The organism is Sulfuricurvum sp. RIFCSPLOWO2_12_FULL_43_24 (genome assembly GCF_001829605.1).
Classification (GTDB): Bacteria; Campylobacterota; Campylobacteria; order Campylobacterales; family Sulfurimonadaceae; genus Sulfuricurvum.
The window spans coordinates 1-13,947 of the sequence record NZ_MIBT01000113.1 but is presented as its reverse complement, the minus strand read 5'-3'; the positions used below and the strand labels follow the sequence as shown (position 1 = coordinate 13,947).

General features: G+C 40.7%; 13 protein-coding genes. 3 read left to right on the top strand and 10 right to left on the bottom strand.

Going from position 1 to position 13,947, the window contains the following annotated elements; genetic code table 11:
* Positions 1-150: 150 nt before the first annotated feature.
* Positions 151-297, bottom strand: a complete 147-nt coding sequence (locus A3G19_RS10475) for a hypothetical protein (protein ID WP_291750876.1) — start codon at positions 295-297, stop codon at positions 151-153.
* Positions 298-346: 49 nt separating this feature from the next.
* Positions 347-1,030 (bottom strand): orotidine-5'-phosphate decarboxylase, encoded by a 684-nt coding sequence (gene pyrF, locus A3G19_RS10470; protein ID WP_294872678.1) that lies wholly within the window; start codon positions 1,028-1,030, stop codon positions 347-349.
* A 123-nt stretch (positions 1,031-1,153) separates the two neighbouring features.
* Here pyrF and A3G19_RS10465 point away from each other — a divergent pair, with 123 nt between their 5' ends.
* Positions 1,154-1,720 (top strand): YceI family protein, encoded by a 567-nt coding sequence (locus tag A3G19_RS10465; RefSeq protein WP_294872675.1) that lies wholly within the window; start codon positions 1,154-1,156, stop codon positions 1,718-1,720.
* On the opposite strand, the gene A3G19_RS10460 is transcribed toward A3G19_RS10465, so the two are convergent.
* Positions 1,721-2,122 carry a hypothetical protein gene (locus tag A3G19_RS10460; RefSeq protein ID WP_015654187.1) on the bottom strand — a complete coding sequence of 134 codons (402 nt, stop codon included), beginning with the start codon at positions 2,120-2,122 and terminating at the stop codon, positions 1,721-1,723. It lies immediately after the preceding gene.
* Between the two features lies 1 nt (position 2,123).
* Complete coding sequence (locus A3G19_RS10455; RefSeq protein ID WP_015654186.1) at positions 2,124-4,742, bottom strand: valine--tRNA ligase; 2,619 nt, start codon at positions 4,740-4,742, stop codon at positions 2,124-2,126.
* Between the two features lie 100 nt (positions 4,743-4,842).
* Here A3G19_RS10455 and fliW point away from each other — a divergent pair, with 100 nt between their 5' ends.
* Positions 4,843-5,223: a flagellar assembly protein FliW gene (gene fliW, locus A3G19_RS10450; protein ID WP_015654185.1), complete on the top strand. Its 381-nt coding sequence runs from the start codon at positions 4,843-4,845 to the stop codon at positions 5,221-5,223.
* A gap of 34 nt (positions 5,224-5,257) precedes the next feature.
* Positions 5,258-7,336, top strand: a complete 2,079-nt coding sequence (locus A3G19_RS10445) for an ATP-dependent helicase (protein WP_015654184.1) — start codon at positions 5,258-5,260, stop codon at positions 7,334-7,336.
* 9 nt (positions 7,337-7,345) lie between these two features.
* Here A3G19_RS10445 and A3G19_RS10440 read toward each other — a convergent pair whose 3' ends face one another.
* The 6 genes from A3G19_RS10440 to mshL form a co-directional block, all read right to left on the bottom strand.
* The gene (locus tag A3G19_RS10440; RefSeq protein WP_015654183.1) at positions 7,346-8,593 is read right to left on the bottom strand and encodes a type II secretion system F family protein; all 1,248 of its coding nucleotides are present in this window, start codon (positions 8,591-8,593) and stop codon (positions 7,346-7,348) included.
* Entirely contained in the window at positions 8,590-10,326 is a 1,737-nt protein-coding gene (locus tag A3G19_RS10435; protein ID WP_015654182.1) for a GspE/PulE family protein, read from the bottom strand. Before A3G19_RS10435 ends, A3G19_RS10440 begins: the two co-directional genes overlap by 4 nt.
* Positions 10,327-10,340: 14 nt before the next feature.
* A complete protein-coding gene (locus A3G19_RS10430; RefSeq protein ID WP_015654181.1) occupies positions 10,341-10,880 on the bottom strand; it encodes a hypothetical protein in 540 nt (179 codons plus the stop codon).
* On the bottom strand, positions 10,877-11,623 hold the full coding sequence (locus tag A3G19_RS10425; RefSeq protein WP_015654180.1) for a CDC27 family protein: 747 nt from the start codon (positions 11,621-11,623) through the stop codon (positions 10,877-10,879). The genes A3G19_RS10430 and A3G19_RS10425 overlap by 4 nt, the downstream gene beginning before the upstream one ends.
* On the bottom strand, positions 11,616-12,425 hold the full coding sequence (locus tag A3G19_RS10420) for an ATP-binding protein (protein WP_015654179.1): 810 nt from the start codon (positions 12,423-12,425) through the stop codon (positions 11,616-11,618). The genes A3G19_RS10425 and A3G19_RS10420 overlap by 8 nt, the downstream gene beginning before the upstream one ends.
* Before the next feature lie 3 nt (positions 12,426-12,428).
* Positions 12,429-13,947, bottom strand: a 1,519-nt coding sequence (gene mshL, locus A3G19_RS10415; RefSeq protein ID WP_294872672.1) for a pilus (MSHA type) biogenesis protein MshL, incomplete at its 5' end; no start/stop codon positions are given.

Below are 13,947 nucleotides of genomic sequence, written 5' to 3'. Positions count from 1 at the left end.
GAGGAGAGATTCGAACTCTCGGTACCGTTGCCAGTACGTCTCCTTAGCAGGGAGGTGGATTCAGCCGCTTTCCTACTCGTCCATTTACAAAGAGGGCGTAATTATAAGCAGGTGTAGATAACAAGCACCTTAAATTGGTGCTTGTTTAGGTTAAATTGCCGGGGAGTTTTTTGGATTAGAGATTATTTGATCCAAAAGGGATTGTAATTGAATGGCAAGAGCTTCATTGGAAGCTTTTGCTTCAGCAATTTTTTCTTTTAATTTCACAATTAACTCGATTTTATCCATAAATTTCATGCGGTATCCTTGCAAGTATTTAAAGAAATAAAGCAAAGAATATGCCAATTTATAAAACAGCGAGTATTTTTTCCACTACTTCAGCAGGGTTTTCAGCGTTATAAATCGGGCGACCGACGACGATAAAATCAACTTTTTCATTTTGTGCTACTTCTATTGTCGCAACACGCTCCTGATCCCCCGCATCTTCGCCAAACGGGCGGATGCCCGGTGTTAGAGTGATGAAGCCTTTTGAGGTAAGAGATTTAATCGAAGCACTTTCGTAAGCACTGCATACGACACCGTCCAATCCCGCTTCATGCGCATCTTTTGCAAAACAATCCGCTTTGGTTGCTATATTTTCATTATAGACATGGTTGAACTCACTTTCTTCGAACGATGTGAGGGCTGTAACGGCAAGGACTAAAGGGCGATTTTCATACGGTTCAAGACGCTTCATCACTTCTCGCATTGCTTTTCGGCCGGCGGAAGCGTGAACATTGAACATATCAACACCTAAGCCCATGATCGATTCCGCAGCGTCAGCCATCGTATTAGGGATATCATAAAGTTTGAGATCCAAAAAGATTTTAAAATCGGGATTGATGGTTTTGATTGCATCTATAAAGGGTTTTCCGTCACGAATGTAAGAGCGCAAACCTACTTTGAGCCAAATAGAATAGTCTTTGATTTTTGTAACGAGAGCTAAATTGTCTTCCTGATTTGGAAGATCAAGTGCAACGCATAAGTGCATGAGAAACCTTTGGAAATTGATAGCAAAAGTATAGCTTAAAAAGTATCATCATTATTCTTACGTTAATAATTCATTGAGAAAAACAATCTACAATATGCACAGATTAACCCAAAAGGATAGACGATGAAAAAGAATATTTTAGCAACAGTAATGGTAGGCTTATTGCTCGGTTCAACGGCGCTCTCGGCTGCTCTCTATAAAGTGGATCCATCCCATTCAAACGTAGGGTTTAAAGTCAAACATATGATGATCAGTACAGTAAGCGGAAAATTCACTAATTTCAGCGGGATTTATGATTTAGAGAAGGGGCAGTTTAAATCATTGAGCGGTTCAATGAAAGCGGATTCTATCGATACGGGGATTGTGAAGCGTGATGATCATTTACGAAGCTCGGATTTCTTTGATGCGGCAAAATTTGGGGATATTTCATTTGTGATGACAAGTACATCAAAAAGTAAAATGACGGGAAATTTGACGATTCGAGGCATTATGAAAAAAGTTGTTTTGGATATCGACATGGGTGGAGTTGTGGAAGATCCGTGGGGCAATCAACGTTCTGGATTTGTGTTGAGTGGTCAAATTAACCGTAAAGATTATGGTTTGAATTGGAACAAAGCGATAGAAGCTGGCGGTGTGGTTGTCGGAGATGAAGTGAAACTTATTGTAGAAATCGAAGGGATCGCGGAATAATTAAAAGGTTTTGATAAATCCGTCTCGTTTGGGACGGAATCCTCCCAAATGATTGATTGACAACCCCTGTTGTTTTCCCCAGATTAAAATACTTTGACAGTTATGCATTTTGGCGTAATCACCCAAATAATCGATCATCTCTAGACTCAGATACTCATACCCAAGATGGGTAATAAAATCATCAACGATTAAGTGCCGTCCTAACTCTAAATTCTCCCGTATACTCACACCTGCATATATCCGTAACGCTCCCCTCTCATAGGCGCCGATAGGACGGTAATCTTTGGGATAGTGAGACGTGATAAACGTTTCAAATTGATCATTTGAGAGTTCGGTGCGGAGTGCTGAGAGGAGAGTGTATCCCTCGCTCAGCTCAGTTGAGGAGAGTTCCCGAAATTGCACGTTAGTTGCCTAACGCACCGAGCTGAGCATCGATTTTGGATACTTTATCTTCCGCATCGGCTAATCCTTCACGGTTTTGGATGATGACCGCTTCAGGAGCATTGGCTACAAAACGCTCATTGGAGAGCATCCCTTGTAGTTTGTCAGCCTCTTTTTGGAGTTTTTCACGCTGTTTCGTGAGTCGGTCGATGATCGGGCTCAAATCAATCGCGTCGGTTGGAAGGTAAACCTCAACCGATTCTCCGATATCGCTAATCGCATTGTCGATTTTAGAATCGGTAAAATGAAGTGTTTCTACTTTGGCTAGGCGGATAATGAATGGTGCCATCGTCTCTTGATCGCCATTGCATTTAAGGTAAGCGAGATCGATTTTTTGGTTCCCCAAATCAACAAGGGTTTTAGCCCGGCGAATAGTTACAATGGCATCCATGATGATGGCAAATTCTGCTTCGATCGCTTCATTCACCGTCACCTCTTCAGGATACGACATTACCATAATCGAATTACCCTCTTCGAGCGAGGTGCCGGAGAGTTCATGATAAAGGTACTCGGTGATAAAAGGCATAAACGGATGGAGAAGTTTCATTGACTCTTTGAAGATGCTTCCCAGTTCGTTAACGCTCTCTTTGGACGCTTTCCCTAACTCGATACCCCAGTCGCAGAACTCATTCCACAAGAAGCGGTAAAGTACCGTTGCCGCATCGTTAAAACGGTATTCGTCTAAGAATGCTCTCGTCTCAGCTGTCGCGCGGTGAAAACGGCTCAACATATAGCGGCCCAGCGGAGTGGTGATTTCCTGATCCGCTAAATCTTTGAATGTAGACACGTTCATTTGCAAGAATTTTGAAGCATTAAAAAGTTTGTTGGTAAAGTTTCGACTTTGCTCTAATCGGTCGTTACTGAGCCGAATGTCGCGTCCTTGAACTGCAAGGACAGCTAAGGTGAAACGCAATGCATCGGCACTGTATTTTTCGACCATATCGAGCGGATCGATGACATTCCCTTTGGATTTGGACATTTTTTGACCGTGCTCATCCCGTACCAATGCATGAAGGTAGATATGTTTAAACGGTAACTCTCCCGTAAAACTCTCACCCATCATCATCATACGCGCAACCCAGAAGAAAAGAATATCAAATCCGGTGATAAGAAGAGTGTTAGGATAGAAACGAGCCATATCTTCGCTTTGGAAGAGTTGATCTTGAGCGGTATCGCCGTTCCCCCATCCGAGTGTTGAGAACGGCCAGAGTGCGGAGCTGAACCATGTATCGAGAACATCAGGGTCTTGAGTGAAATTTTTACTCGCACAATGAGGGCATGAAGACGGATGTTCTTCCAAACTAGCCCACTCATGAGCGCAAGAGTCGCAGTAAAATACCGGAATACGATGTCCCCACCAAAGCTGGCGTGAGATACACCAATCGCGTAATTCACCCATCCAAGCATTGTAGCTGTTGATCCAGTGAGGAGGGAAAAATTGGGTCAATCCCTCATTGGTTTTATCAATAGAACCGCGTGCAACCTCTTTGCGGACAAACCACTGTTTGGAAATATACGGTTCAACGATATTTTTACAGCGGTAACAATGCCCCACTTGGTGGGTGTGCTCTTCGATTTTCTCGATAAATCCCGCCTCTTCGAGACGTTTGACGATAACAGCGCGTGCTTCGAGACGCTCTAATCCTTCAAACTCTCCGGCGTGCTGGTTCAATATCCCTTTTTCGTCAAACACGGTGATGAATTCCAGATCGTGTCGTTTTCCCACTTCGTAGTCATTCGTATCATGCGCAGGAGTGACTTTTACGACACCGGTTCCAAACTCACGATCGACATGACTGTCGGCAATGATTTTAATGTCGCGGTTTATAAGCGGAAGGGTGACACTTTGTCCGATGAGGTGAAGGTAACGCTCATCATCAGGATGAACCATAATGGCAGTATCACCGAAGTAGGTTTCAGGACGGGTGGTAGCAACCACAATATGACCGCTGCCGTCACTGAACGGATAGCGCATGTGGTAGAAATTGCCCTGGTGTTCTTCGTGCTCTACTTCGATATCGCTCAATGCACCATCATGAGTACACCAGTTGACCATGTAGTTGCCGCGTACGATGAGATTTTGGTTGTAGAGGTGGACGAATGCCTCTTTAACGGAGGACTTTAGCCCCTCATCCATCGTAAAGCGTTCACGACTCCATGCGGGAGAGACACCGAGTTTCCGGAGTTGTCCGACCATAATCCCGCCGCTCTCCTCTTTCCACTCCCAAACACGCTCTAAAAACGCTTCGCGTCCGAGTTCTTCTTTGGTTTTCCCCTCAGCAAGGAGCTGTTTTTCCACGACGTTTTGAGTAGCAATTCCGGCATGGTCGGTTCCCGGTTGCCAAAGGGTCATATAACCGTCCATCCGTTTGTAGCGGACGATAATGTCTTGGAGGGTGAAGGTTAGACCGTGTCCGATATGAAGCCTACCCGTGACATTCGGCGGAGGCATCATAATGGCAAAATGTTTATCCGGCTTTGTAATCGATTTATTTCCGTCGATTTCAAAATAACCCCGCTCTTCCCAAATGGGATAGTAAGTCTCTTCAATATTTTTGGGATCGTAATGGGTAGCTGACATAACAAGGCCTTGGGTACAAAAAATATCGCGAATTATACCAAAATTCGGAGGAACGCGATTTGCTTTTAGTGAGGAAATACTGTAGTTTAAAGGATCATTAATGCAATTTCAAGTTAAATCGACAATATTAGGATTTGAAAGTATTGGATGTGTAGAGTTGCATGAGATTGATGAATTGTTTTCAACGCTTCAAAGTTGTGACGGGAGTATTAGTTTTACCTTGGCAAATCCATATGTTTTGCGTGAATATTCATTTGATTTGCCAACAGCAATACGAGTATTACTCGACATTAATGAAGATTCAAAGGTAGTGGTATATAATATCGCCGTAATTCAAGACCCGCTCGATGAATCGTGCATAAACTTCCTAGCCCCGCTTATTTTTAATCAAGACAATGCGACCATGGCGCAAGCGGTATTAGATGTGAAAAATCATCCCGGTTTAGGCTTGGCTGAACCTATCAAAAATTTTAAATCATAATGTAGCTCCTATACTTGGGGCTTCAAGGAGCCTCTTGCCACTTTCCCGCCTCAACGTTCAACAATATACTGCCGCAACTGCTCCGTATGGACATAATCTTATTATAGCTTCAGCCGGTACGGGAAAAACTTCGACGATTGTTGGGCGTATTGCTTATCTTATCTCTCAAAATGTAAAACCTGAAGAGATTTTACTCCTTACTTTTACCAACAAAGCCGCCGCTGAGATGGTGGAGAGGGTAGCGGCATTTTTCGGTCGGGAGATCGCTTCTAAGATCGATGCCGGGACATTTCATGCGGTGAGTTATCGCTGGCTCAAACGCAAAGAGGGAAAAGTCGTTCTCAAACAGCCCAGAGAACTCAAAACTCTTTTCCGCAGTGTGTATGAAAAACGGACATTCAGCCACATTGATTGTGCGACATCGGCATACGGTGCCAATTATCTGTATGATGTGTATTCTTTTTACCAAAATACAGAACTGAACGTTAATTTTGAAGAGTGGATTTTAACAAGGCAAGATGAACACGCTGTGTATGCGGCGATTTATGCCGATATTATTGATGAATTTGAAGCGCTGAAAAAAGAGTATGGCTTCGTAAATTTTAATGATTTGCTTCTTCATATGCGTGATCTTGCACAGCAGAGTGATTTGGGGTATAAAGAGGTATTGATTGACGAGTACCAAGATACGAATGCCCTTCAGGGGACGCTGATCAACGCTATGCGCCCTCCGTCACTTTTTTGTGTGGGAGATTATGATCAGAGTATTTATGCTTTTAACGGGGCTGATATCTCTATTATTGGGTCATTTACGACCAATTTCCCCGATGCTGAGGTCTATACTCTTAATAAAAACTACCGTTCAACCGTTCCGATCCTCTCTTTGGCCAATACGGTTATCGCCTATAATGAACGGATATACCCAAAAGCTTTGGAAGTAACCCGAACGGCAGAAGCGCAAAGCCCCTCCTTGCTTATCTATGATGAACTGTTTGACCAGTATCATGGTATTGCTCAAAAAATCGGTGATTCTTCTACGAATCGAGAAGAAATCGCTGTAATCTTTCGAAATAATGCCTCGGCAGATGGTATTGAAGCGACCTTACGTGAAATGGGAATAGCGTGTCGGCGGCGCGGGGGAACCAGTTTTTTTGATTCGAAAGAGATCAAAGCCCTTTTGGATATGTATACTCTGCTTGTCAATGAATCGGATATGATGGCCTTTATCCATTTGTTTGATTATGCCAAAGGGGTAGGAAGTGCAATTGCAAAAGAGCTGTTTGTGGCATTGCAAAAACTGGGTCGCGGTTCGTTTTTGCGTGGATTGTATTCACCGGATTCTGAAATCTCTAACCCGTTTGAAAAACGGCGTCTTAATCATCAGTTAGGGCTGTTCGATGATTATGCTGAGCTTGGGAGTGCAGGGCGATTTGCAAAGCTTGGATTGGACCCTAACTTTATGGGGAATCCGATTCTGAAGCACGCTAAACTCACAAAAGATTCGGCTACCTTTTTGCATGATCTATTTATTTTATTCCGTCAATTGAGAGATATCAAAGAACCAAAAGCTGCGGTTCAAAAGATTGCACTTTCAGCGTTATACGGGCACGTTGTTGAGATGCTTTCCACAAGGCGGGCTATGACCGAAAATGGATCGATTGATGAGCGGGCTAAAAGTGAATCACAAGAGAGAATTCGTCGAAAATGCACTCTTTTGTTTGAACTTTCACGCCCGTATAAAGATCATGAACGTTTCTTGAATGCCATGGTTTTGGGCTCACAGGATTTGACGCAGGGGGAAGGGGTTCATCTGCTCAGTATTCATGCTTCAAAAGGGTTAGAATACCAAGAAGTGTATGTCATTGATTTAATGGATGGACGGTTTCCAAACCGAAAACTGATGTCTCGAAGCGGAAGTATTGAAGAGGAGAGACGACTTTTCTATGTATCGGTAACACGGGCAAAAGATCGTCTCTTTCTGAGCTATGCTAAATATGACAAAATCAAGAAAACCAATTTTGTCCCGTCGCAATTTTTATTTGAGGCTGGGCTGATTCCTAAAGATGAAACGTATAATGCTTTAGTCTCAAAAGGGTCAAGTGAAGAGGCTTAAAGCCTCTTTTTAGCGGCGGCCTTGGACCGCATTCCCCATTTCCCACATTGGTAAGAAAATACCCAGTGCCAATAATACAACCATACAAGCGATCAGTAAAAGCATAACCGGTTCAATCGCTTCGGAAAGACCGTCGATAATTGCATCGAACTTCATTTTATAATATTCCATGACTTTTTGCATCATGGCATCGAGCTGACCACTTGCTTCCCCTGCAGAGATCATTTGGATGATCATATTTTCAAAAAGCCCTGTTTCGGCTAAACCGTTATGGAGGGTTCCCCCTTTTTCAACGGTTTGCCGTACCGTCAGCAACTTTTCTTGAAGCGGGAGATTATCAATCATTGCAATAGATGTTTCCAGCGCTTCTGCAATGGGAATACCGGCACGTACAAGTTCGGAAAAGACAAGGGTAAACCGGTTGAGTGTTGCGTACATAATGATATTTTTGATAAGGTAGGTTTTAAGAAGAAATTGATGCCATTTGTAACGAAATTCTCGATTGTGATTAAGCATATAGCGAAAAGCAACAACAAAAACAAAAATTCCTGCTAATACATATAAACCGTAAGTATTAAATAGATGTTCTAAAAACAATAAAATTTTTGTTGGCATAGGAAGCTCAGCATCTAGCTGTTCGAAGATCGTTTTAAATTGAGGTACAACGTAAGAGATAAGAACCGTAAATGCGATGGCCATGGCAATCATAACATTACGCGGATAAGCCATCGCCTTTTTGAATTTGATAATATTACGGCGGATCTCTTCGAGCATGTCCGCAAGCTTATGGAGGGCTTCAGCCATATTACCGGTTTTTTCACCGAGTTCAATCATTGCTAAAGAGAGATTTCCAAGCTCGTAGGAAAATTTTGCCGCAGATTGAGAAAGGCTGTGCCCGGCATTGATATCCTCTGCTATTGTTCCTAAAACCAATTGCAATGTTTTATCCGTTGTAGCATCGGCAATTTCTTTGAGTGAATCATGAATCGAAATTCCTGCATTGGTCATAACGGCCAGTTGGCGTATGGCTGCAATAAGGGCATCTTGTTTAAGCTTTCGTTTTTGTATGTTAGAGAATAGGCTCTCTTTTAATCGGCGAAGCTGATCCTCAATCGGCGCTGAAGTCTCATTGACTTTTAATATCATCCCGGAAAATTTGATTTTAGCCAAATAATGGGCTTCTTTTTTATTTTCGGCATACAAACCTTGTTCCGTTTTTTTCCCTTTGGTGAGAATTGTTACTATAAAATATTTCATCCTTTTGCCACCCTTAGTATTTCATCTAATGTTGTAACTCCATGCACGGCTTTTGCCATACCATTTTCAAACATACCTACAAACCCTTCACGCTTTGCTTCTTTGAGAAGGTCATCTTTTGATGCCCCTCTTGCAATCATACTGGAAATATTTTCAGTCATAGGGAGCACTTCACAAATCATTTCACGCCCCATATAACCGGATCCATTGCACTCTTTACATCCAGCTCCTTCATAAAAAACCGTATGAGGTGGAATGAGTGCACTGTACTCTTGAAGCAGTGTCTGCGGTATATCAACCTCTTTTTTACAGTGGGTACAAATCCTTCGTACAAGTCGCTGTGCTTGAACTGCAACTAAAGCACCGCTAATCAGATAAGGCTCAATCCCCATGTCAGACATACGGGGAATAGCGCTGATTGCATCATTGGTATGAAGCGTTGATATTACCAAGTGCCCTGTAAGAGCTGCTTTAATAGCAATTTCCAGAGTCTCATGGTCACGAATCTCTCCAATCATGATTTTATCCGGGTCTTGACGGAGAATGGAGCGTAGAGCGTCGGCGAAAGAGAGCCCAACCTTTGGATTGACTTGAACCTGTTGAATCAAATTCATACGATACTCAACCGGATCTTCTACGGTGATGACTTTATCTTCAACATTACGGAGTTCGTTTAACGCACCGTAAAGAGTCGTTGTTTTACCGCTTCCGGTAGGACCGGTAACTAAGATAATACCAAAAGGAGACTGAAGCCCTTTAATGAGTTTTTGGTAACTTGCACTGTCCATCCCTGAATCTTCAAGCTTGACCAACGCTTTGGTTTTATCCAAAATACGCATTACGATGGACTCTCCATAAATAATCGGGAGAGTAGAGAGACGAAAATCAAATTCGGCGTCCATAACCATCGCAGAAAAACGACCATCTTGAGGTTTACGGCGTTCTGCGATATCAAGATTGGCTAAGAGTTTAATTCGTGACGCCAAAGGGGGATAAATATCACGGTCGAAAATAAAGATTTCAGCCAATTTTCCATCCACCCGTCCACGTACAACACAGTTACGCTCGGTCGGTTCAATATGGATGTCACTGGCACGTCCTTTTATGCAGGCTTTTAGAATAACATCAATAAGTTGGAGAATGGAGGAAGCTTCTTGCTGTTCTTCAATGGTTCCGATATTGCGTAATTCGTTGCGAATATTGCTAACGAGTTCTTTAACACTGTCTTTCAGCTCCATTTTGAATAAATAGGCTTGAATCTGCTTCTCTGTGGCAACGGAAATTTTGAGTGATTTACGAGGGAAAAGACGTTGAATCGACTCTTGCGCTTCCATATTTAAAGGGTCAGAAAACGCAACAACAACGTACATGTCATCTTGAGAAATAGGGAGGGCATTGTAACGTTTAAGTTGCGCCGTCGGTATTTTTTCAACGAGTCGATAATCCATATCAATGGAGTCAAGATCGATAAACGGAACTTCGATAACTTCAGCTAAATGGGATAGTATCGATGCTTCATCTAAAAAATGGTAATTTTTGATAATGGAGAATTCATATCGGCCGAGTCGGATTTGTTCAACAATAAATCGTTTGATAAAATTGATCGATACAGCACCCACTTTCGTAAGTGTCTCTAAAACGGTATCGTCCTGAACTCCTCTGGATGTGAGACGATCAATTTGCTGTTGGGTGATATGGCGTTTTTCAAGTAAATCGTGGGTAATCCGATCCATATCCTAATCCTTATTCAATATACGTGATGAATAGTTAATATTTTATCATAATATTCATCTATCGCTATACTCTTTTTCCCATTTACCTGCGTTGTGTAGAGTTTAAAACTTTGTCTTGGAGCAGCAGGGTCTTGATATTCTTTAATGATATCATTGTTCTTTGGATTTTTGACATAAAGATCAAAGATTTTTGAAAGTAAATGACCGCTGGTAGGAAAATTCATATTACGGATAGGTTTATTATCATACAACGCTTGCATTAAGAGTTTTTTTTGCATAACAATAAGTGCAAAATAAGCACTGTTGGCACGTGCATCTGCAGTCTCTGATAAAGCTGACATCACTGGTGAAAGGCGATCAATATGATCGGCTTTTAAACAGGAAAATCCAATCAAAGAGATAAAGGAATCATTGGAAGAATTGCGTGAAAAATACGTGTATCCAAATGTACAAGCTTCTGAATACATACCTTTCTGATATAAGTCAAAAAGTTTTTGGTTTACCTCTGCAGATAAACTACAGGAAAAAAAAATTAAAACAGCAATGATTTTCATTTAAAATTTCCTCTTTCAATAGTGTCTAACAGAGCTCTTGCTGCTTCTGAATTGGATTGCGAAATATAAAGCTGAAGGGTTTTTTTTGCTTGATCGGTTCTACCAAGTTTTACCAATGATTTTGAAAAAAGGATCCAGCTTTCATCGATTCGATTATTAAGATTATTGGTTTTTAAAGCATAGTTATAAGCTTCATCGTAATTTCCATGATCATAATAATAGCGGGCAATAAAAAGACCAAGATTAGCATTAGAAGTCTCTTTAAATCGACGTTGTAGATCATTTATATCGAGTTTAGACTCATTATTTCGATTGATCGAAAGTGATCCTTCATGATTATTGGATTTCATAACGGGAGGAGGAACATACTCTGGTATATTCAAGGTTTTTGGTGTCGATGTTACAGACAGCGGGATAGATTTGGTTTTTGCCGAAGTGGAGGTTAGTGATGTTTGATTAGGACTTGGAGTGTTCTGAAAGGATTGAATAAAATCCATGGATGGTTCTAAAACAGTAGTGTTGTCTTCAACTGTCGGAGTAAGAGGCGATAGGGCAGTTGTTTTTTTAGAGGAAATACTAATTGGATTTTTTACAATAGCGATCTGGATAGGTTTTTCAGCTTTAAGCCATAAAAAAGTACCAACAATCAATGATATCAATAGAAAAAAAACAATAAAATAAGGGGCAAAAGATTTGAGTTTGTATTTTAACCAGCGACGTTCCAATTTTTTAATATCAAGCATGTATTAATCCTGTATGAATAGCGGCCATTTCAATCCATTTAGGTTTGATCGTATTGTATTTAATAAGTGTTGGATTATTTTCTTCATACCAACAATACAAGCTAAAAAGAGAAAAGAGCAATTTATTGGTCTCACGATAGTTCCCTCTTGTTAAGGAGGCAATTAATTTCATATTTTTATCATTAAACATATTGGCAACATCAAAACAGTTAGCTTTGAGAAGCTTTTTTTGAACGTATATTTTGAGTTCTTCAGCTGAGGCATTTTGTAATTCAATACTCTCCCATATACGCGTTTGAAAATGTTCTTTTGCAATAATGTCTTCTTGATCTGTTTTATGAAGAGTAATCACAAATTTGATGGCTCTCGCATCGGATATAAGACGAATTTTTTCCATTAATGCAGGGGAATACAACTGCGCTTCATCTAATAAAACAATGGGTATCGTACTCAGCGAGAGAGCCGAAGAGATTTCCAAAAAACGGTTAAGAGTCATTACTTCACGAGGTGCATGGCCAAAAATATTTTGGGCAAGAACACGTAAAAAATCATCTTCATCCACTATCGGAGTTGAAACCATTAAAACTTTTTGATGCTTGGAGAGGTCGTGATGTAATTTATGCAACAGCATACTTTTGCCGGTCCCTGGTCTGCCATACAACAAGATCATTTTTAATGGCTTTTGAACCGAATTTTTCAATGATTGATACATATGTGAAACACTGTCAATTTGAACATAATCTCTTGGATTGACAATGTCTAAAAAAAGGTCACGCGGCTTCGAGAAAAGGGAGTTCTCCATCCGCTATTTACTTTCTTTCTTTACTTCTTCTTCAATTTGTTTTCCGAGACGCGTATAGCCTAAGTCGCCTAAACTAAGTGAATCTTTTTCTTTTTTTACAATATGCGGCTCAATAATAATTACAATTTCTTCGGTTCGTTTACTCATACCTTCGCGTTTGAAGAGATATCCAAGAACTGGGATATCCCCTAATAAAGGTACTTTATTGTCATCTTGAATATTTTTAGTATTTATGAGTCCTCCAAGAATAACTCGGCTACCATCTTTCACGCTAATTACTGATGACATTTGACGACGACTTAGATCGGGCGGCATACTCCGTGTTGCATTATCGACAGATAATTGGCTTGCTGTTTCAGAAATAGAAGGATTGATTCGTAACGTAATACTGCCATCATTCGAAATTTCAGGAGTGATGTCCAGTAAAACCCCAGAAAAAACGGAGCTGACTACTTCAGTAGTCGCCTGTTCTCCTGTCGTTCCACCTGCCAATGTTGAAGTGTTTTTGGTTTTGTAAAAATATTCAGTACCTGCTGTAATTAAGGCAGGTTGATTATTTAAAGTTAAAATTTTTGGATTTGAGATGGAGTAGACATCACCTTGCGTTTTCAAGAATTTGATAACTTCATTAAGACTGCCTTGTGCCCCAAGCTGGAAAATGCTTCCGATATTACGAGGATTTGTGCCTCCCGTCACTGTTTCAATCTCACCGATGATATTATTTTTGGCCGTACCGGTAAACGTATCAATGTTTTTTGTATTGTAAACGTTAAAGCCTAGTCCAATATTTTGTAATGCATAGAGTTGAGACCAGTCAATACCCGTTGACGTTGCATCGCTGAATACGACACTGTACATTTTTACATCCATTAAAACTTGTGTCTGCATTTTCTTTTGAAGGTCGTCTAAATAAGTATCCAGACGTTTTAATTGAGAACTGGTTGCCGTTACAGTAATTAAACCTGCATTTTTGTTGATCAGTGGCAGTTTTGCAGTATAGGCATCTTCAGGACGGTTAAGAATACCTTCTATTTCCTTATCAAGAATTTCCCAAAATTGTACTTCATCACTTGACGTTATTTTTATCCCTGATTCAGAAGATGCACCACTTTGCTGCCCGCTTGCAGATGTTGCAGATGATGTAGTAGCTGAAGTGCTAGTATTTGAACTTAACGTGATATTTGCACTTCCGGTGCCTTTACGTTGTGAAATAATATAATCAATATTATATGTTTTAGTTGCTAGATATGAAATCTTCAAAACATTATTATTTAATGTATATTGAAGACTATTTTCTTTAATGATCAAATCAAGCACTTCATTGATTGTAAGATTTTTTAAAAAGGTTTTATTCATCCCTTTTGTAAGAATTTTTTCTGCTTCACTGTCTGTTACAATGATGCTTATTCCACATTCATCACTGAGTTGGTCAACGAATTCTCCTACACTTGTCCCTTTTACGGAAGAGATATTGAAAAGCTCATAGCTACAATCTGCCTGTAAAGTTGGAGATAGAAGGGCA